General features: G+C 64.1%; 15 protein-coding genes. 12 read left to right on the forward strand and 3 right to left on the reverse strand.

The genetic code is table 11. The annotated features are described in order from the left end of the window. The first annotated feature begins 5 nt into the window (after nucleotides 1-5). The 4 genes from ABWW33_RS18175 to ABWW33_RS18190 are packed head-to-tail and all read left to right on the forward strand — an operon-like array spanning nucleotide 6 to nucleotide 5,247. On the forward strand, nucleotides 6-998 hold the full coding sequence (locus tag ABWW33_RS18175) for a WD40/YVTN/BNR-like repeat-containing protein (protein WP_353403106.1): 993 nt from the start codon (nucleotides 6-8) through the stop codon (nucleotides 996-998). A gap of 13 nt (nucleotides 999-1,011) precedes the next feature. Beyond that, complete coding sequence (locus ABWW33_RS18180; protein WP_436143790.1) at nucleotides 1,012-2,487, forward strand: APC family permease; 1,476 nt, start codon at nucleotides 1,012-1,014, stop codon at nucleotides 2,485-2,487. Between the two features lie 10 nt (nucleotides 2,488-2,497). Then, on the forward strand, nucleotides 2,498-4,120 hold the full coding sequence (locus ABWW33_RS18185) for a methyl-accepting chemotaxis protein (protein WP_353403211.1): 1,623 nt from the start codon (nucleotides 2,498-2,500) through the stop codon (nucleotides 4,118-4,120). After that, nucleotides 4,117-5,247, forward strand: a complete 1,131-nt coding sequence (locus ABWW33_RS18190; protein ID WP_353403107.1) for a helix-turn-helix transcriptional regulator — start codon at nucleotides 4,117-4,119, stop codon at nucleotides 5,245-5,247. The genes ABWW33_RS18185 and ABWW33_RS18190 overlap by 4 nt, the downstream gene beginning before the upstream one ends. 19 nt (nucleotides 5,248-5,266) lie before the next feature. On the opposite strand, the gene ABWW33_RS18195 is transcribed toward ABWW33_RS18190, so the two are convergent. Further along, nucleotides 5,267-6,202 (reverse strand): SphA family protein, encoded by a 936-nt coding sequence (locus ABWW33_RS18195; RefSeq protein WP_353403108.1) that lies wholly within the window; start codon nucleotides 6,200-6,202, stop codon nucleotides 5,267-5,269. A 31-nt stretch (nucleotides 6,203-6,233) separates the two neighbouring features. Then, nucleotides 6,234-7,967: an amidohydrolase gene (locus tag ABWW33_RS18200; protein WP_353403109.1), complete on the reverse strand. Its 1,734-nt coding sequence runs from the start codon at nucleotides 7,965-7,967 to the stop codon at nucleotides 6,234-6,236. A 275-nt stretch (nucleotides 7,968-8,242) separates the two neighbouring features. On the opposite strand from ABWW33_RS18200, the gene ABWW33_RS18205 reads away from it, so the two are divergent. The 6 genes from ABWW33_RS18205 to ABWW33_RS18230 all read left to right on the forward strand — a co-directional run bounded on the left by ABWW33_RS18205 (nucleotide 8,243) and on the right by ABWW33_RS18230 (nucleotide 15,363). After that, nucleotides 8,243-9,547, forward strand: coding sequence for a type I glutamate--ammonia ligase (locus ABWW33_RS18205; RefSeq protein ID WP_353403110.1), 1,305 nt, complete (start codon nucleotides 8,243-8,245; stop codon nucleotides 9,545-9,547). 3 nt (nucleotides 9,548-9,550) lie between these two features. Continuing rightward, entirely contained in the window at nucleotides 9,551-11,539 is a 1,989-nt protein-coding gene (locus tag ABWW33_RS18210; protein WP_353403111.1) for a cytochrome P450, read from the forward strand. Nucleotides 11,540-11,544: 5 nt separating this feature from the next. Beyond that, on the forward strand, nucleotides 11,545-12,762 hold the full coding sequence (locus ABWW33_RS18215) for an NAD(P)/FAD-dependent oxidoreductase (protein WP_353403112.1): 1,218 nt from the start codon (nucleotides 11,545-11,547) through the stop codon (nucleotides 12,760-12,762). Beyond that, nucleotides 12,759-13,079 carry a 2Fe-2S iron-sulfur cluster-binding protein gene (locus tag ABWW33_RS18220; protein ID WP_353403113.1) on the forward strand — a complete coding sequence of 107 codons (321 nt, stop codon included), beginning with the start codon at nucleotides 12,759-12,761 and terminating at the stop codon, nucleotides 13,077-13,079. The genes ABWW33_RS18215 and ABWW33_RS18220 overlap by 4 nt, the downstream gene beginning before the upstream one ends. 63 nt (nucleotides 13,080-13,142) lie before the next feature. After that, entirely contained in the window at nucleotides 13,143-13,889 is a 747-nt protein-coding gene (locus tag ABWW33_RS18225; RefSeq protein ID WP_353403114.1) for a LuxR C-terminal-related transcriptional regulator, read from the forward strand. A gap of 151 nt (nucleotides 13,890-14,040) precedes the next feature. Then, nucleotides 14,041-15,363, forward strand: coding sequence for an aspartate aminotransferase family protein (locus tag ABWW33_RS18230; RefSeq protein ID WP_353403115.1), 1,323 nt, complete (start codon nucleotides 14,041-14,043; stop codon nucleotides 15,361-15,363). 60 nt (nucleotides 15,364-15,423) lie between these two features. On the opposite strand, the gene ABWW33_RS18235 is transcribed toward ABWW33_RS18230, so the two are convergent. Beyond that, the gene (locus ABWW33_RS18235) at nucleotides 15,424-16,389 is read right to left on the reverse strand and encodes a helix-turn-helix domain-containing protein (protein ID WP_353403116.1); all 966 of its coding nucleotides are present in this window, start codon (nucleotides 16,387-16,389) and stop codon (nucleotides 15,424-15,426) included. Between the two features lie 387 nt (nucleotides 16,390-16,776). On the opposite strand from ABWW33_RS18235, the gene ABWW33_RS18240 reads away from it, so the two are divergent. Next, a complete protein-coding gene (locus tag ABWW33_RS18240; RefSeq protein ID WP_353403117.1) occupies nucleotides 16,777-18,357 on the forward strand; it encodes an acetolactate synthase large subunit in 1,581 nt (526 codons plus the stop codon). 28 nt (nucleotides 18,358-18,385) lie between these two features. Further along, nucleotides 18,386-19,189 carry an SDR family NAD(P)-dependent oxidoreductase gene (locus ABWW33_RS18245; protein ID WP_353403118.1) on the forward strand — a complete coding sequence of 268 codons (804 nt, stop codon included), beginning with the start codon at nucleotides 18,386-18,388 and terminating at the stop codon, nucleotides 19,187-19,189. The last annotated feature ends 5 nt before the right edge of the window (nucleotides 19,190-19,194 follow it).

The raw sequence follows: 19,194 nt of genomic DNA on the forward strand, positions 1-19,194 counted from the left end.
TGACGATGTTTTTTACAAAGAACCGAATCGCCGGCGCCGCGATTGCCGCCTGGCTTGCGCTTGGGGTAGCCGATGCCGGCTTCGCCGCCGACGCCGCCTTGCGTCCGGAGCCGGCCGTGCGCGCCGCGCACGCCGCCACCGCGACGACGCTCGATGCCGCTTGGGCCGGAACGCGTGTTGTCGCGGTCGGCGATCATGGCGTGGTCGAGCTATCCGACGACCAGGGATTGAGTTTTCGCCAGGCGCGCTCGGTCCCGGTGAGCACGATGCTCAATTCCGTGAGTTTTGCCGATGCCCGGTCGGGCTGGGCGGTTGGCCACTGGGGCGTGATTCTTCATTCCCGGGACGGAGGCGAAAGCTGGGAGCTTCAGCGCCTGGCGGCCGACGAGGATCGCCCGCTGTTCGCGGTCCATTTCTTCAATGCCCGCGAAGGCGTCGCGGTCGGCTTGTGGTCGCTCGTGCTGGTGACGGAGGATGGCGGCAAGACGTGGCAGAAGCAGACATTGACCCCTCCGCCCGGCTCGGCCAAGGCGGACTTGAATCTGTTTGGCTTGTTTGCCGGCCCTGCTGGTATTCTCTATGCAGCGGCTGAACACGGCATGGTGCTGCGGTCCGCCGACCGGGGCCGAACCTGGACCTATCTCGGCACGGGATATCGGGGTTCGTTTTGGAGCGGAATCGGCCTGGCCGATGGCACGCTGGTCGTCGCGGGACTGCGGGGCAGCATGTACCGCAGTACGGATCAGGGAGCGCACTGGTCGCCCGTGACAACGGGCCTGAAGAGTTCGATCACGCGCCTGGTGGAGGCCAAGGGCAAGCTGCTTGCCGTCGGATTGGATGGCCTGCACATCGTCAGCGACAATGGCGGGCTGAGTTTTTCCAATACAAGCACGGCAGGCGGAGCGTCGTTGACCGCGGCCCTGATTGCCGCCGATGGCCGGCAGATATTGTTCTCGACGACAGGGCCAGTGCCGCCCGCGGCACCCCAGAGAAATTGAAGGAGACTAAGTAATGAATATGTTGGAAGAAACCCGCCTGATGGAGGTGGAAGGGCTGCCGGTGCAATCCACGGAGCTGCGGCGAGGCACCTTGGGTGTGGGTTTGATCGTCCTGCTGGTTATCTCGGCGGCGAGTCCGCTCAGCGTCGTGGCCGGGGGATTCCCGATCGGGATCATGCTGGGCAACGGCGCGGGGACGCCGGCCCTGGTCATCCTGGCCTTGCTTCTGTTATTGGCGTTCGCCGCAGGCTATACGGCGATGGCGGGGCAGGTGACCAATGCCGGCGGTTTCTATGCCCTCATTGCCCGGGGACTTGGCGGCCATGTCGGCGGCGCCGCGGCGGTGATCGCCATTGTCGGCTACAACACCCTGCAATTCGCCTTGTACGGGATGTTCGGCGCGGTGACGTCGGACTCGTTGCTGGCCGTATTTGGCGTACACGTGCCGTGGTGGGCATGCGCGTTCGCCGCGATGGGCACCATCGCGGTATTCGGCTATCGCCGAATCGACTTGTCGGCCAAGGTGTTGGCGCTGTTCGTCATTGCCGAATACGCGACCGTCTTCTTTCTCGACGTCTCCATCTTGAGGGCCGGCGGCGACAGCGGCATAACGTTGGCGTCGTTTACGCCGTCGGTCGTCAAAAGCGGCAATCCTTCCATCGGGCTGCTGTTCTGCTTTGCCGCCTTTATCGGGTTTGAGGCGACCACCATCTACGGCGAAGAGGCGAAAAATCCGCGCAAGAATATACCGCTGGCCACCTACATCTCGGTACTGCTGATCGGGTGTTTCTATGCGGTGTCGCTATGGTGCATGGTGGTGGGCGCGGGGCCGGACAAGGTCGTGGCCATCATCCAGGCATTGGCCGACCCGACGATGTTCCTCTATACGCTGTCGGACCGTTACGCCGGCCCCGTCTTGACCACCATTCTGCGCGGGCTGTTCATCATGAGCGTGTACGCCGGGCTGCTGGCATTCCACAATGCGACCGCCCGCTATTTCTACGCCATGGGCCGCGAAGGCCTGTTTCCATGTGTGCTGGGCCATACCCACCGCGAACACCAGAGTCCTCACAAAGCCTCGGTGCTGCAAAGCGTGCTGTGCGCCTGCGTGGTCCTGCTGTTCGCGGTGAATGGCGCCGATCCGGTCCTGACCTTGTTTGCGTGGCTGTCCAATCTGGCGACGCTGTGCATCATGCTGCTGATGTCGCTGACCAGCGCCGCCGTCGTTATTTTCTTTTTGCGAAACAATGACGGCAGATTGGGGAAAATGCGTACGCTGATACTGCCTGTCGTCTCCGGCATCGGGCTGATGGCCATCCTGTTGCTGGCCGTGATGAATTTTCACGTGTTGACGGGCGCCAGCCGGTTCACGTCGTATGCGCTGATTTGCGTGATCCCGCTGGCCTTCGTCGGTGGCCTGGTGGCCGCGCGCCTCTTGTGCAATGCCGATGCGGTGCGCTTTGCCGGCCTCGGCCAAGACCGTAACTGAGAAAATGAAAATGACACTGCGGGCGCGCATGAGTGCGGTAATTGGCTTTCTTTGCCTGTTGGCCATCGCCATAGGCCTGGTGGGACTGTACGGCATGAACAAATCCAACGAGGGATTGAAGGCCGTCTACGAAGACCGCACCAAGGCCCTGGAGCGGGTGTCACGCATCGATATTCTCCTGGTGCAGAACCGGCTCGCGATCGCCGAGGCGCTGTTGAATCCCATCGCAACCGAGATCGACGCCGACGCCGAGCTGATCAAAAAAAATTCCGCGGAAATCGCCCGGATCTGGAGCGCGCACATGGCCGCCCCCCATACACCGCAGGAAGCGCAGCTGGCGCGCAAGTTCGACTTGAATTACGCGAGGATGGTCAAGGAAGGGGTGGCGCCGACCACCGCCGCGCTGCGGGAAGGTAACATCGATCTTGGCGGCCAGATGAAGGAGAATCTCCGGCTGCTGATACCCGCGGTGACGGACGGCATAGATACGCTGCGCAAGCTGCAGGTCGAGGCGGTCAGGGCGGAATATGAGCAGTCCAGTGCGCGCTACGTTTCGCTGCGCAGCGCGATCATCGTTGCGATCGCGTCGGGGGTGCTGATCGCCGCCGTGGTCGGATTTTTCCTGATACGCAGGACCTATCGCCAGCTCGGCGGCGAACCGGAATACGCATTGCAGATCGTGCGCGGTATCGCGGCCGGCGACCTGACCGTGGATGTCGCCACCGGGAAGGGCGATGAACAGAGCCTGTTGTTTGCCATGCAGGCGATGCAGCGCAATTTGCTGCGGACGATAGAGGAAATCAGGCAATCGACGGCCGCCATCGCCACCGCGTCGACGCAGATCGCGGTCGGCAACCTCGACCTGGCCTCCCGCACCGAACAACAAGCGGGTTCGCTGGAAAAGACCGCGGCCGCGATGGATGAATTGACCAGCACCGTGAAGCGGAGCGCCGACAACGCGCGGCAAGCCAATCAACTGGCCGGGTCGGCCTCGGATCTCGCGCTCAAAGGCGGAGCCGCTGTCGCGCAAGTGGTCCACACGATGGATGCGATCAATGCGGCGGCCAGGAAGATCGTCGACATCATCGGCGCCATCGACGCCATCGCGTTCCAGACCAACATCCTGGCATTGAATGCGGCCGTCGAGGCGGCGCGCGCGGGGGAGCAGGGACGCGGCTTCGCCGTGGTCGCCGCCGAGGTGCGCGGCCTGGCGCAACGGGCGGCGGCGGCGGCCAAGGAAATAGCGGTGCTCATCAATGATTCGGTCGGCAAGGTGGACGTGGGCCGCAAGCAGGTGGCCGAAGCCGGTTCGACCATGAACGAGATCGTCGACAGCGTAAAAATCCTGGCGGACATGATGAGCGGTATTTCTGAAGCGAGCCACCAGCAGAGCACAGGCATCGACCAGATCAATCTGTCCATCATCCAGATGGATGCGGTCACGCAACAGAATGCCGCCCTGGTCGAGCAGGCGGCCGCTGCAGCCGAATCGCTGCAGGATCAGGCGGGCAATCTGGTGCAGGCGGTCGACGTGTTCAAGACCGACCGCGTGCGCGCCGTCGCACCCGTTGCATTGGCCCCGGCAGCCCTGCGGCGCGCGCGGCCTCGCGACCGGACCGTGGAGATCGCGTGAATGCCAGCGACACGCTGTTATTCAAGCTCTACGGCTGCCAGGACGAGCCGGCGCAGTGGACCGCCGTCCTGGACCAGCTGTGCCTGGAGACCGGCGCTCATTCCGCCGTGCTCCAGTCCGTCAAACTGGGCGGCGCCCGGCCGTCCATCGGCTGGATGGCCGCCGATTCCCTCACGCTGAGCCGCGAGACGGCGCCGGCCGGTGTGGCCGGCCCCGACAATCCTCGGTTCGACGCGCGGCGCATGGCGCGCGCCCTGGGGCGTATCAGCCGCGACGAGGACTTGTTCGACCGTGACGATCCGGCCCAGCACCTCTTGCACGAACAACTGGCGCAGCATCGCCTGGGGCGCTTCATCGGCAGCCTGCAACAGATCGATGCCGACACCTACCTGGGCCTGGCCTTGCATCGCGCAGTCGACGACCAGGACGATTTCTCCGCCCTCCAGGCCGGCCGCCTTGGCATGTTGGCGCCGCATTTTGGCCAGGCCATAGGCTTGCAGTCGCGCCGGCAGGACGGCGCCGATCTTGACCAGCGGCTGCACCGGCACCTGGACCGCTTGCGCTGCGGCTTGATTGTGTGCGCCGGCGATGGCCGGGTGCAGTGGATGAACCGCAGCGCCCAAGCCACGCTGGCGGGGAGCCGCGGCGTGTCCCTGCGCGCCGGGTGCCTGAGGGCGGCCGGCGCGGCCGCCGACGCGCGCCTGCGCCGGGACCTCAGCGAGCTTGCCGATGGCGGCACCGGCGCCATCCGCTACCTGAGCTTGGGCCAGGGAGCGGATTGCCTGCATCTTGCGCTGCAAGGGCTGTGTCTGGAGCCGCGCGCACCCGGCGGCGCCACGTCGGTGCTGCTGGCCGTGACGGGCGCCGGCGCCGGTGCGCCGATTCCAGCGGCCGCCATCGCCACCCTGTTCGGGCTGACGCCGGCCGAGGCGTGCCTGGTGGCCGGCCTGGCGGCCGGCTACTCCCTGGAACAATACGCGGTCCGGCGCGGCGTCTCGCTCGGTACCGTGCGCGGACAGCTCAAGCAGGTACTGGGCAAGACCGGCGCCACGCGCCAGGCGGAACTGGTGCGCCTGGTGTTGTCGTCCGTGGCCGCCCAACTGCTCGACAGCGCCACCCTGTTCTGAGCGGCGCTGTCGTGCCGCGCTAGAACGCGAGGGCGGCCCGCAATGCGATCTGGGTGCCCTGAGAACGGTTTCTGGCGCCAAACTCCTTGTACGCATGAAGCCAGACGGTCGGCAAGCCGGATCCAGGCGCGAAGAAGTTGAGCGTCGGCCCCAGCGCCGTGACGCGGGCGCGGTTGGCGAGGGCGCCGCCGGCATCGTCGTCGCTGAGCTGCTGGTAGCGATATCCGCCCAGCCCGATGGTGTAGGCGCCGACATGCTGGCCGAGCGCGAACTCATGCTGCCACTCATTGCCCGAGCGGTAGTTGGTGGCGTGGTTCCTGGTGTTGATATTGATCTGGGCGGTCGACGAGACCTCGAAGCCTGTTGCGCCGATGTAGCTGACGGCGTAGGTGGGCGAATAGGTCCAGTGATTGGAGCCGGTGTTGACCAGGCGGTTCTTCTCGTAGGAGCCGGTCGGCGCCTGCACCTGCAGGGTGGCGGTCTGGAACAGCCCGCCCGAGGCCCATTGCAGGATCACCGGCATGACGCAGATGTCGCCGAGCGTGGTCTTCTTGCCCGACAGGTTGAGCGGTCCTGCCGGCGTCGGAATGCCCAGGCCGAGGTCCATGTTCATCACCGGCAACACCGCGATGTAACCGTATTTGGCGCCCAGGATGGTGGTGTTGGTCGTCTTGATCACGGCTACGCTGAGGGTGTTGACGGTCAGGTCGATGGCGGTGGGCGAGCGGTTGCCCGCGTCATCGCGCAATTGCGAGGCGTGGTAGGACGTGGCGCGCAGGCCCACCGTCGCCCCGTCCGACGGCGGCGGCAACATGGCGGCGCTGAAGTCGGACACGCCGAAAGGGGTGATGGGCGCGCCGCCCTCGACCGCGGCAGCGGACCAGGCCAGGCCCAGCAGGGTCGCGCAAAGGATGGCGTGCTTGTGTTGTGTTGGGAAATATTTGTGCTGGATCATATGAGTACCTGTTGTATGGGGGAGGGCGCACTTAGTCATGCGAAGGGAAAACCTGGCGGCCGTGGAAGAAGGTCTGCTTGACCTCCACGTTGTGAACCTGCTCGATGGGAACCTTGAACAGATTCCTGTCGAGCACGATGAAGTCGGCTGACTTGCCCGCTTCTATCGATCCGGTCTGGCGGCCCAGCCCCATCGCCTCGGCGCTGTTGATGCTGAAGATGCGCAGCGCCGTGGCCAGGTCGACCGCCTGCTCGGGCCACATCGCGCCCGGGATGGCGTCCGTCGGGTTCTTGCGCGTGACCAGGCCTTCGATGCCCACCCAGGGATTGGGCGTGGCCTGGCCGACCGGCCAGTCCGAGCCGCCGGCCACCAGCGCGCCGGAGCGCGACAGGCTCTTGACCGGATACATATGATCGGCGCGCTCCTTGCCGATGGCCATGGCGCTGGCCATGCCCAGGCCGGAGGGGAACCAGATCATCGGCGAAATTTCGGCGGTCACGTTCAACCGGGCGAAGCGCGCGATGTCGCTCTCGGCGACGGAGTTGACGTGGGCGACCTGGTGGCGCTGCCCCGGCATGCCGTTGTGCTTGCGGACCGCCTCGATGGCGTCGAGCGCGAGGCGCACAGAGCCGTCGCCGGTGGCGTGCATCTTTACCGCAATGCCGCGCTTGTCCAGTTGCGTCAGCAGCTGCACCAGTTGCGCAAGCGTGTAGTTGCTCTTGCCGTGGAAATGCGCACCGTGTTCGGCGTCGGGCAGATAGGGTTGCAGGAAGTCGGAGGTGCGGGCCGGCGGCACGCCGTCCAGGAACAGCTTGACGAAGTCCGGCCGCAGGTTGGTGCCGCGATATTTCTCGCGCACCGCCACCAGCGCCAGGCCGGTGCGCTCGGCGGGATCGGCGGCGGGCATGGACGACAGCGTGGACACCATGTGCACGCTCAGGCCTTCATGGCGGTCGATCTGGCTCCAGATGCCGAGCATGCCCTCCGTGGTGTACGCGTCCTGCACGCCGGTGATGCCGACGCCGTTCAAGGTGGCCAGCGCGGCGCGGGCGGCGGCCAGCTGGCGATCCCTGGTGCGCGGCGGGATTTGCCGTTCCAGCGCCAGGAAGGCGGGGAATTCCTTGAGCAGGCCGGTAGGCAGGCCGCTGGCCGCGTCCTTGTCGATGACGCCGCCGGCGGGATCGGCGCTGCCGGCGGAGATGCCGGCCCGTTTCAGCGCTTCGCTGTTGGCCCAGCGGTTGTGGAAGGTGTCGTCGCGCAAGATCACCGGATGGCCGGCGCTGGCCCGGTCCAGCGCCGCCAGCGCGGCCGGCGACGAGATTTCCGCCTGCAGGCTGGCGCTCCAGGCTGCCCCGACGACCCAGTCGCCCGGTTCGGCCTTGGCGGCGCAGTCGGCCACGCGCGCGAACACCTGCGCGAGCGTGGCGGACGGCGGGAAGTTGCAGGAAAATAGATCTTCGTAACCGCCGTCGAGCGGATGGATGTGGGCGTCGTTAATGCCCGGCATGACCATCGCGCCCCGCACGTCGACGATGCGGGTTTGCGGACCGGCCAAGCGCGCGATTTCGGCGTTGCTGCCGCTGGCGACAAAGCGGCCGTCGCGCACCGCGAAGGACTCGACCCATGGCGTTTTTTCTTGCATGGTGTAGATGGCGCCGTTGCGTACGATGAGATCGGCCGGCGTGGCGGCCCATGTCAGCCACGGCAATGCCGCCAGGACGATTCCGGCTGCCAGCCGTTGCGCCGCGTACTTTCTTTCATGCATATCTGGACTCCCCTATTTATATTGTTTATATCGTTTGTATTTCCTGTGCCCAAAATCAGTCTAGGGAGGGGGAGGACCCGCGTCACCTCCCATATAGGGGGTGAGCGTTGGACGAACGGCTGGCCTCATCTGATCAGATGATTTACTTGGGTCATGGGCATCGATACAGTCGATAACGTTGGAACCGAAAAACCATTTCGCAACCATCCAACTTCGCGCAAGCCAACCCAAGAGATTTTTATAAAGTCATGACAAAAACCAGTGCAGAACGCTTTGTGACCGTTGCGGTCGTGGACACCAACGGCTTACTCCGTGGACAAAAAGTGGCCGCCGGCGAGCTTCCCGGCATCCTGGCCAACGGTATGGGCATGTCGCCGGCACAGTTGGCGCTGGATCCAACCGACGTCTTCCTGACCATGCCCGGCGTCACCGATGGCACGGGCGACTTCCACGACAGTTTTCTGCGGGTGGATGCGAGCAGCCGCCGCGACATTCCGTGGGAGGCCGACACCGACCAGGGCTTGTTCCTGTCGGAATTCACCGGCGACGCCGAGGCCTATTGCCCGCGCAGCGTGCTGCGGCGCGTGCTGGCGCGCGCAGCGGCCATGAATTGTTTTCCCAAGCTGGGCTTTGAACTCGAATTCACCCTGTTCAATGAAACCGCGGAGACGTTGAAGGAAAAGGGTTACGACAATCTGCGCACCGCCACCGCGCACGCCAGCCACGACCTGGTGATCTACCAGACGGCGCAGTCGGACTTCTATAACGGCGTCGCCGATTTCTGCGAGCCGCTCAATATCCAGCTGGCCAAGATGCATGAGGAAATCGGCGGCGGGTTCATGGAGGCATGCATCGCGGCCAACACGGCGATGGCCGCCGCGGATCAGGCCGTGCTGCTGAAGAACTTCCTGCGCGCGTTCGCCATGCGCCGCGGCCAGACGATCAGCTTCATGCCCCGTTGGTCGGAGCAAGCCGACAGCCAGTCCACCCACATCCATATCTCCTTGCTGGACAAGGAGGGCAAAGCCCGCTTCTGGGAGGAGGGCGCCGACCACCAGATGTCAAAACGCTTCCGCCATTTCATCGCCGGCCTGCAGACCTATTTGCCGGAATTCATGCTGATCTTCGCCCCGACGGTCAACAGCTGGCGGCGTTTTGCCGAAGGCACGTTCGCGCCGCCGGCGTTTACCTGGGGCGTCGAAAACCGCACGACCTGCCTGCGGATGGTCGGCCAGAGTCCGAATTCGATCCGGGTCGAAAACCGCCTGCCATGTGGCGACTCCAACCCCTACCTGACCGCGGCGGCGACGATCGCGGCGGGCTTGGCCGGCATGGAGGCCGAGCTCGAGCCGACGGCGCCAACCACGGGCAACGGCTACCTGCCGGATGCGCGCCACGGCCCGCCGCTGCACAAGAACATGCAGGCGGCCATCACCGCGCTGCGCGATTCAAGCAGTGTCAAGGAGTGGCTGGGTGCCCGCTTCGTGGAAACCTACAGCGCCACGCGCGAAGCCCAGCTGAAGCAATTCGCCGGCAAGTCGCTGATCGACGAGCGCCGCCGTTTCTTTGAATTGGGGTAGGCCATGACCTTGATCGGCATCATCGAATGCGGCCAGACGCAAAGCGGCTGGCTCGACGAGCACGGCGAAATGGCGGATCCGTTTCCTCCCTTCCTGCGTCGCGCGGATCCGGCGCTCACCTTTCGGGTCTACAAGGCGCACCAGGGGCTGCTGCCCGCGCAGGCGGACGAATGCGATGCGTGGTTGATCACGGGCAGCCCCAGCGGCGTTGCCGAGCGCCCCGCATGGCAGAACCAGCTGGCGCGCTTCCTGGTACAGGCGGTCCGGCACCGCCCCGTCGTGGGTATCTGTTTCGGCCACCAGCTGCTGCATGACGCCCTTGGCGGCGTTGTCGAGAAAGCGGCCAATGGCTGGGGGATAGGCGTCCAGACGTATGCGCTGACGGATACGCCGGCGTGGGCGCCACGTGCGGCAGATGGGTTCAGACTCATCGCGCTGCATCAGGATCAGGTGACCGCTCCGGCGCCGGGAAGCCGGGTGCTGGCCGGTAACGCATTTTGTCCGATCGGCATCAGCACCATAGGCGACAACGTCTTGACGGTACAGGCGCATCCCGAGATGACGACCAAGTTGGCGCGTGACATCTACGAGACCCAGCGCGCCCAGCAAGGCGATGCACTGACCGACCAGGCGGTGCGCAGTCTCCAGGGCGAGATCGACGGTCCTTTGGCTGCAAGCTGGATCATCGCCTTCCTTAAACACCGCTCACTACGAGGTGCCGCCGTGCCCGCAACAGTTTCTACCCGTCCGCTGACGCGGATCGACCTTTCCGATGCAGGTATCTGGCACCAAGCCGTTCCCACCGAAGAATTCTCGCGCTTGCGCCGGGAGGCGCCGGTCGCCTGGAACGAGCGGACCGACGGACACAAGGGCTTCTGGGCCGTGACGCGCTATGACGACATCGTCGCCGTGTCAGGCAATGTCGAAGTGTTTTCATCGCGCAATGGCGTGATCAGTCTCGACGATTTTGACGCCGAGCAGAACGATGCCCGCCGAACGCTATTGGAAATGGATCCTCCGCAACACCCGCAGATGCGGATGATCGCCGCGCCCGGCTTCATGCCCAAGGCGGTCGCCGCCCTGGAAGCCTCCGTGCGCGCGACGGCGGAGCAGCTTGTCGATGAAGTCGTGAACTCGCCCGAGGTCGATGTGGTGGGCGAATTGGCCAAACAATTACCCATATTCACCCTGTGCCGGCTGTTGGGCGTGCCGGAGGAGCGCCGCGACGACATGATACGCTGGAGCGACTTGCTGATCGGCTCCGACGATCCTGACTTCGTCGATCCCGCCGCCGCCGCGTACCCTCCTGAAAAACGGCGCCTGCTGCCGTTCGGCCATCCCGCTTCGCTGGCCGCGTTTGAACTCGGGCGCGAACTGGCAGAGGCGCGGCGCGCGCATGCGGCGCCGGACATCGTGACGCGGCTGGCCAACGGCACGTACGACGGACGACAGTTGACGGATGATGAGTTCTGCAACTACTTCCTGATGCTGCTGGTGGCGGGGAACGAAACCACGCGCCACTCGATCTCCCACGGCATCAAGGCCCTGGCGGACTTTCCGGACCAGTGGGCACATTTCAGAAACGGCGGGATCGACTCGCGCGTGGCCGCCGACGAGATCTTCCGCTGGGCCAGCTCGGTCCACTTCGTGCGCCGGGTCGCCGTGCGCGATATCGAACTGTCCGGCGCCCACATCGCCGCCGGCGACAAGGTGGCGATGTATTTCGCGTCCGGCAATCGCGACGACGCGCATTTCGACCAGCCCCATCGCTTCCGCATCGACCGTACGCCCAACCAGCACATGGCCTTTGGAAAAGGCGGCCCCCACTTCTGCCTGGGGACGCATGTGGCCAAGTTACAGGTGCGCATTTTGCTCGAGGAAATGGCAAAGCGCGTCGCCGCTATCGAGCTCGCCGGCCCGGTCGACCGCCTGCGCAGCAATCACATCCACGGCATCAAACGCCAGCCGGCCAGATTCCTCCCCGCCCGGTGACCGCCATGGACAAACAACACTGCATCATCCTGGGCGGCGGGCATGCCGGCGCCCAGTTGGCCACGAGCTTGCGGCAGCAAGGGTGGCGGGGCGCGATCACCATGGTGTCGCAGGAGAGCGTCCCGCCCTATCAGCGGCCGCCGCTGTCGAAGGGATACCTGGCGGGCGAACTGGGCTTCGACCAACTGCTGATCAAAAGCGCGCAGGCATATGAAACGGCCGACATTCAATTGAAGCTGGGAGTGCGCGCCGAACGCATCGAGCGCCAATCACGGCAAGTCCATCTGGCCAACGGGGAGGTGCTGCGCTACACCGACCTGGCGCTGACGCTGGGCGCGCAGGTGCGCCGGCTTCGCGTCCCCGGCAGTGACCTGGATGGCGTGTTTCATCTGCATACCGTCGCCGACCTCGAACGCATCAAGGCCCACATCGCGTCCGGCGCGAAGCGGAACGCCGTCATCATCGGCGGCGGCTACATAGGCCTGGAAACGGCCGCGGTATTGAGCAAGCTGGGCATGCAGGTGACGGTCCTCGAAGCGATGCCGCGCTTGCTGCAGCGCGTCACCACCGCAGACGTCGCCGGTTTCTACGAACGCCTACACGCCGAAGAGGGCGTCACGATTCTGTGCAACCGAACCGTCAATGCGCTGCTCGGCCAGCGCGACGTGGAAGCGGTGGTGTGCGAAGGCGGGGAGACCTTGCGCGCCGACCTGGTCATCGTCGGCATCGGCGTGACCCCGCATACCGACCTGGCCGCGGCCGCCGGATTGACGACCAACCACGGCATCGTGGTCGATGAGTTCGCCCAAACCAGCGACCCGCGCATTGTGGCCGCCGGCGACTGCACCGAGTTTTTCGGCGTGAAATATGGACGCATGATTCATCTGCAATCGGTGCCCAACGCGATGGGGCAGGCCGCATGCGCCGCCGCCACGTTGTGTGGAAAACCGGTGGCGTACCAGGCGCAGCCTTGGTTCTGGTCGGACCAGTACGATGTGAAGCTGCAGATGGCGGGACTATCGCAGGGGCATGATCAAGTAGTGGTGCGCGGCGATCACAGGACCGGCCGGAGTTTCTCGGTCTACTATTTGGCGGCCGGCAAACTCATCGCGCTCGATTGCGTGAATCAACCCAAGGAATTCATGCAGGGCAAAAAAATGATCGCATCAGAACAAGTTTTCAATCCCAGTCACCTTCTCAACCTGGAGTCTCCCAAGCCATGATTAAAGTAAATTTCGTTGACCATCTCGATCAGGTGCGCGTGGCGGAGGCGGCGGTTGGAAGCACGCTGATGCAAGCGGCCGTCGACAATGGCATTGCCGGGGTGGTCGCGGAATGCGGCGGCTTTTGTTCGTGCGCGACCTGTATGTGCTATGTCGATGAGCAATGGGCGGCAACCCTGAATCGCGCCAGCGACATGGAACATGCCATGCTGGAATCGGCTGCGGGCGACAAGCCCAACTGTCGATTGTCCTGCCAGATTACGTTGACCAACGACATGGATGGCATGACCGTCCGCTTGCCGGAAAGCCAGTATTAGGGACGAGCCGGCCGACGGCGGTGCATACTGTGCCCGGTCGAACCAGGATAGGGACGCGGCTTCATGGATATTTCGCATGTTTCGGACGAGTTCAAACGGGAGTTGCTCGCTCTCGTGAGCGGGCTGCTGCCGGCCGACGGCACCCGATTCTATATCTACGTCCCGTGGGCGCAGCTCAAGCAGGACACCGCGTCGGACGGCCAGCTCGATCAAATGGTCGACGACTATGCGAGAACATTCTGGGCGCTCGATCCCATGCATCCGTCCCGGTTCGAGGAGACCGGGACCGTCGTCATTTCCAACTCGACGATCATGGAAGACGCCGCGTGGCGCGAAACCGGGATTTTCAAGGGGTTTTACCAGCCGAACGGCTATTTCCATAATTGCGATATCTTTCTCAGGCAAAAAGACCGGATAGTCGCGGTACTGACGCTGGTGAGAAAGCGTGCGGATCAGCCATTCACGGCCGGTGAAATCGCGCTCCTGCGCCAGGTGCAGCCGTTTGTCGAATATGCCCTGGGCGCGATCTACGTGCCCAGCCGCGTGCACAATCGCGCCAGCCTGTCGGCCGAGTATCGCCTGACCCCCAGGGAGATCGATGTGGTCGAGATCGCCGCCACCGGGGTCAGCAACAAGGTCCTTTGCAAGCACCTTGCCATTTCCCTGCCCACGCTGCGCACCCATATCCAGAACATCTACACCAAGATGGGCGTGCGCTCGAATGCGGAGCTGATCGCAAAATTGGGACGCGTCGACCTCGCGATCACGCCCACATTGCCGATTCGGGCTAACGCGCCAGACGGGATCTGAATCACTATTGGCATGTGCAAAACAAACTTTGATCATGCTTGCCGATCAGGGTTCGCTGCGCACCGAGCAATTCGCCGAATATATTCCCAGACGAGGTACGTTTATGACTGAAATTGAACTGGAAGCTCTGAATTTCCCAGATGCTCCGAAAATGATATCCGCCGAATTCCCCGGCCCCAAGGCGGTAGCGGCGCTCGCATTGTCCGCCCGCACGGAATCGATGGCACGTGGCGGCGGTCGCATGCCGGTGGTCATGGACCGAGCCTTCGGCGTGACGATCAAGGACCCGGACGGCAATACCTTCATCGACCTGTCGGCCGGCGTGGGCGTGAGCAGCGTTGGCCGTTGCCACCCGAAGGTGGTGGCGGCCATGCGCGCGCAGTCGGAAGTGCTGATGCACGCGATGGAGGTGAACAGCTCCAAGCGCACCGAACTGGCCGCCAAGATCTCCGAAATCATGCCCGATGGCCTGCGTGGCGACTGCATCACCTTCTTCACGCAAAGCGGCAGCGATGCGCTGGAAGCGGCCGTCAAGTTCGCCAAGCGCGTCACCGGCCGGCACCAGATCATCGCCTTCCACGGCGCCTACCATGGCGTGTGGAACGCCTCGAACGCGCTGACCACCGGCACCGCCTACCGCAAGGGCTACGGTCCGTTCATGGGCGGCGTGATCCATGCTCCCTATCCCTACGCCTACCGCTTCCCGTTCGACACCACCCACAAGAGCGCCGAGACGATCGCCGGCGAGTATATCGACTATCTGCTGAACACTCCGTACACGGCGGCCGATGACGTGGCCGCCGTGATCGTCGAGCCGGTGCAGGGCGAAGGCGGTTACGTGCCGCCGTCGCCGGAATTCCTGCGCCTGCTGCGCAAGGCCTGCGACCGCAGCGGCGCGCTGCTGATCGTGGACGAAGTGCAATCGGGCGCCGGCCGTACCGGCAAGATGTGGGCGGTGGAACATTCGGGCGTGAAGCCTGACATGCTGACCTTCGGCAAGGGCATGGGCGGCGACGTCCCGATGGCCGGCCTGGCGATGCGCTCGGATCTGGCGGCCAAGATCCCCGACGGCTCGGTGCCCAACACGTTCGCGGCCAACTCGGTGGCGGCGGCGGTGGCCCTGACCAACATCAGCCTGCTGCAAGATCCCGAGCTGGATCTGCTCAACCGCGCGCATACGCTGGGCCTGGAAGTACAACAGCATATCCGCGCCTTCAACAGCCCGTACGTGGGCGAAGTGCGCGGCCGCGGCCTGATGATCGGTATCGAGCTGGTGGAAGACAAGGTCACCAAGGAGCCGCTGAGCGGCGAGAAACTGGGTAAGTTGATGGGCTACGTCCTGAGCCACGGCGTGCTGATGGTGCCGTGCGGCCGTTACACCAATGTGATGCGTGTCATGCCGTCTCTCACGATACCGCGCTCCCTGCTGTTCAAGGCGCTGGACGTCTTCGGCGAAGGGCTGGCTGCGCTCTGAGTGCCCGCCGTTCGACCATGCCCGCTGCTGCGCCGCATGGTTGAGCGGCGGTTTGCAGCCTTACAAAGAGGACTGGATGGCGGCGCGCGCGCGCGGCGTTTGCGACGGCAGCTCGCCAAACAAACCCTTGTAGCAGGTCGCGAAGTGGCTCAGGTGGAAGAAGCCCCAGTTCGCGGCGGCCTGTCCGATGCCTAGCTCGATCGCGCTGGTTGACACCAGCAGCCTGCGCACCGCGTTCAGTCTGATGGAGCGCAGGTAGTCGAGCGGCGAGGTCTGGGTCACCGCGTTGAAGCTGTTCTGGATCGTCCGCGGGCTGGTATGCAGCCGTTCGCAGAGATCGAGAATAGTGACCGGCATGTCGCCGCTCGACATCGCAATGTGGTGGCACTTGTCAACGATAAAGCTTTGCGTGGAACTGCTCAGGCGTTGGTTCTTGTCGCACTCCGGGTCATTGATCAGGTCCAGCAGGGCGCTGATGATCGAGTGCTCAAGCATCTTTTCCGCCGCGGGTGTCCCGATCAGGTGCGGATTGGCCGCCGCGTGCGAGAACAGTGCGAGCAACTTGGTTCGGACCTCGTTGAGCCTATCCTCGGGGACCTCGATCACGGGCTGCTTCAGCAGCGCATCCAGGCTGCTGGGCGACATCGACGCGGACAATAAGTTCTCGAATACCTCATATTCAAGCGTGATGGCCAGCATGTCCGTGTCCATCGGCATGTGGAACATGAATTCTTCACCACTTTGGAGCACGAAGACACTGTTGTCGGACGCCTTGCGCCCCTGCATGCGGGCGGTTCCGGGCATGGCGGTGGGGACGGCGAAACACAATTTTCCGCGCGGCGCCTGGCCGTGCTGGACCACACGCTGATTCATGTATTCGCGAAAAACATGGAGGTGGCCGGTAGAAATCTGCACCAGTGAACTCTGCAGGCACCCCGGTGTTATCTGGTTGTAGGTCTGATTCCACTCGTTTACGGAGGCGGCGTGGAGATGCACGTCCCGGAAGCGATCCATTGTTGCGTTCATAGCGTCCTCACCGGTCTGTTCACAAAGTGGGTGTCCTGCAGCGGGCAATCGACGTTGCGGCCGTCCGCCTATCCAAGCGAATTTCATGCCTGCAATCAACGGGATGCTTAGTCCATCGTACGCCCATTCGACTTGATGTAGAGCAAATATCGTCCATTGCATGAATGATTTTAAAGTACCACATTGCGGGACTCGATGTCACATGCTTTTCGAGAGAAAACCACGCTTGGGGGCGGGATTATTGAAATGAAATGGCGTTTTAAGCGCAAATACAACAATTTCATCCCAGCTGGCGCACGTTCCTTGCGCTGGATCATGGAATTTCAAAACAAAAATGGTCGGAAATATCGATTGACAGTCCCGTATTGTGGGATTACTCTTTAAAACATGAACACTCCAACACCCAATCCAGCGCCGACCGGCGCATCAGTCGTACTTCGTGCCTGCAGCATGGCGGGCGTCGATGTATGTTTCGCCAACCCGGGAACAACGGAAATGCCGTTCGTTGCCGCATTCGACGATGAAGGCGTCGGCGTCCGGGCCGTGCTCGGACTGTTTGAGGGCGTGTGCACCGGCGCCGCCGACGGCTACGGCCGCATGGCGGGCAAGCCGGCGGCCACGCTGCTGCACCTCGGCCCGGGCCTGGCCAACGGCCTGGCCAATCTGCACAACGCCCGTCGGGCGCGCACGCCGATCGTCAATATCATCGGCGATCATGCGAGTTGGCATCTGCAGTACGATGCGCCGCTGACTTCGGATATCGAATCGCTGGCGCGGCCCGTTTCAGGCTGGTACCGCAGCGTGGCGTCGGCCCCCGACCTGCAGCAAGATACGGTCGACGCCATCGGCGCGGCGCACGCCAGTCCTGGCCTGGTGTCGACGCTGGTTGTGCCGGTCGATTTCCAGCAAATCGCGGCGCCCGCGCAGACGACGCGCGCCCCGGTTTCCCGTCCCGAGCCCACGTTCTCTGCCGATCTGGTGGCGCAGGCCCATCGCACGCTCCGTGGCGGCGGCAAGGCAGTGCTCCTGCTCGGCGGCGCGGACGCGTTGAACGCCCGGGGCCAGATCGCCGCCGGCCGCATCGCGGCGGCGACCGGCGCCCGTCTCTTCAGCGAGACCTTTCCGGCCCGCAGCGAGCGGGGCGGCGGTCTGCCCGATATCGACCGCCTGCCGTATTTCCCGGAAGTGGCCATTGCCGCGCTCGATGGCGCCACCGTCATCCTGGCCGGCGCGATCGCGCCAGTGGCGTACTTCGGCTACGAAGGACTGCCCAGCGAGCTCGCTCCCCGGGACGCTCTCATCACACTGGCGGCGCCCGGCGAGGCGGGGCACCTGGCGCTCGAGGCGCTGGCCGACTTGCTCGACGCGCCGCGCACCATTGCCGGTGTCGCCTCCAGCCGCTACGCGCTTGAAGATGGCCCGCTGACGCCGGCGGCCGTCGGCCGCACGCTGTCGAATGCGCTGCCCGACAACGCCATCGTTTCAATCGAGGGCGGGACCTGCGGCTATCCCTTTGTCACCGCCTCGGCCGCCGCCAAACGACACACCTTGCTCACCAATACCGGCGGCGCCATCGGCCAGGGCTTGCCGGTCGCGCTGGGCGCGGCGATCGCCTGCCCGGATCGCCGCGTGTATGCCCTGCAGTCGGACGGCAGCGCGCAATACACGATCCAGTCCTTGTGGACCATGGCGCGCGAGCGTTTGCCGGTGGTCATGCTGATCACGTCGAACAAGCGCTATGGCATTTTGCAGACCGAACTCGACCGCATGGACCTGGCGGAAATCGGCCCCCAGGCGCAACGCCTGACCGTGCTGGACGATCCGGCGTTCGACTGGCTGGCGCTGGCCAAGGGTTACGGCGTCGCCGCCCAACGCGTTGCAACCGTCGCTCAACTGCGCGACGCGCTGGCCATTGCAGCGGACATCAACGACGGCAGCCCCTATCTCATCGAGATGTGCCTGCCCTAATTATTTAGTCACGATTGAAAGCACAACTATGAACCTCGAACTGAACGGAAAAGTCGCCTTTATCACGGGCGGCAGCATGGGCATCGGCAAGGCGGTCGCGCTGGAACTGGCGCGCGAAGGCGTCGATGTGGCGATCGCCGCGCGCCGCATGCCGCAATTGGAAGAGGCCGCGGCGGAAATCCGGGCCGCGCTCGGCGACCAGGGCGGCCGCGTCCTGCCGGTGGTGGTCGATACCACGGACATGGCGTCGATCGAGGCCGCGATGGCCAAGACCGTCGCAGCCTTTGGCAGCCTCGACATTCTGGTCAACGGCGCGGCCCACCCGGGCGGCCTGGTGCGCTCGGAACTCTCCGAGGCCGATCCTGAAGGGCTGCTGCAGGACATCAACATCAAGGTGGTCGGCTATTTCCGCTGCTGCAAGGCGGCCGCCCCTTACATGCAGCGCAAACAATGGGGCCGCATCGTCAACATCGGCGGCCTCACCGGACGCGGCAGCAAACAGCTTTCCGGTATGCGCAACATCGCCATCGTCCACATGACCAAGACCTTGTCGGATCAGCTTGGCCCGGACGGCATCACGGTCAACATCATTCATCCAGGCGTGGTTGAAACGCCCCACATCCACGAGCTGTATGAAAAAGAGGCGGCCAAACAAGGGCTGACCGCGGCGCAAGTGGAAGCCAACTACGCCAAGGCCACGCCGATCCGCCGCGTGCTGCAAGTCGAAGAGATGGGCTCGATTGTCGCCTTCCTGGCTTCACCGCGCGCAGCCTGCATCACGGGCGAGTCGATCGGTGCCGATGGCGGACTCACCCGCGGCATTTTCTTATAAGGAAG

This window comes from Duganella hordei (genome assembly GCF_040369125.1).
Classification (GTDB): domain Bacteria; phylum Pseudomonadota; class Gammaproteobacteria; order Burkholderiales; family Burkholderiaceae_D; genus Rugamonas; species Rugamonas hordei.

Bases quoted from the DNA above. Each gene is read 5' to 3' on its own strand.
- ABWW33_RS18175 (WP_353403106.1), top strand. From the start codon at position 6: ATGTTTTTTACAAAGAACCGAATCGCCGGCGCCGCGATTGCCGCCTGG.
- ABWW33_RS18180 (WP_436143790.1), top strand. From the start codon at position 1,012: ATGAATATGTTGGAAGAAACCCGCCTGATGGAGGTGGAAGGGCTGCCG.
- ABWW33_RS18185 (WP_353403211.1), top strand. From the start codon at position 2,498: ATGACACTGCGGGCGCGCATGAGTGCGGTAATTGGCTTTCTTTGCCTG.
- ABWW33_RS18195 (WP_353403108.1), bottom strand. From the start codon at position 6,202: ATGATCCAGCACAAATATTTCCCAACACAACACAAGCACGCCATCCTT.
- ABWW33_RS18200 (WP_353403109.1), bottom strand. From the start codon at position 7,967: ATGCATGAAAGAAAGTACGCGGCGCAACGGCTGGCAGCCGGAATCGTC.
- ABWW33_RS18210 (WP_353403111.1), top strand. From the start codon at position 9,551: ATGACCTTGATCGGCATCATCGAATGCGGCCAGACGCAAAGCGGCTGG.
- ABWW33_RS18215 (WP_353403112.1), top strand. From the start codon at position 11,545: ATGGACAAACAACACTGCATCATCCTGGGCGGCGGGCATGCCGGCGCC.
- ABWW33_RS18220 (WP_353403113.1), top strand. From the start codon at position 12,759: ATGATTAAAGTAAATTTCGTTGACCATCTCGATCAGGTGCGCGTGGCG.
- ABWW33_RS18225 (WP_353403114.1), top strand. From the start codon at position 13,143: ATGGATATTTCGCATGTTTCGGACGAGTTCAAACGGGAGTTGCTCGCT.
- ABWW33_RS18230 (WP_353403115.1), top strand. From the start codon at position 14,041: ATGATATCCGCCGAATTCCCCGGCCCCAAGGCGGTAGCGGCGCTCGCA.
- ABWW33_RS18235 (WP_353403116.1), bottom strand. From the start codon at position 16,389: ATGAACGCAACAATGGATCGCTTCCGGGACGTGCATCTCCACGCCGCC.
- ABWW33_RS18240 (WP_353403117.1), top strand. From the start codon at position 16,777: ATGAACACTCCAACACCCAATCCAGCGCCGACCGGCGCATCAGTCGTA.
- ABWW33_RS18245 (WP_353403118.1), top strand. From the start codon at position 18,386: ATGAACCTCGAACTGAACGGAAAAGTCGCCTTTATCACGGGCGGCAGC.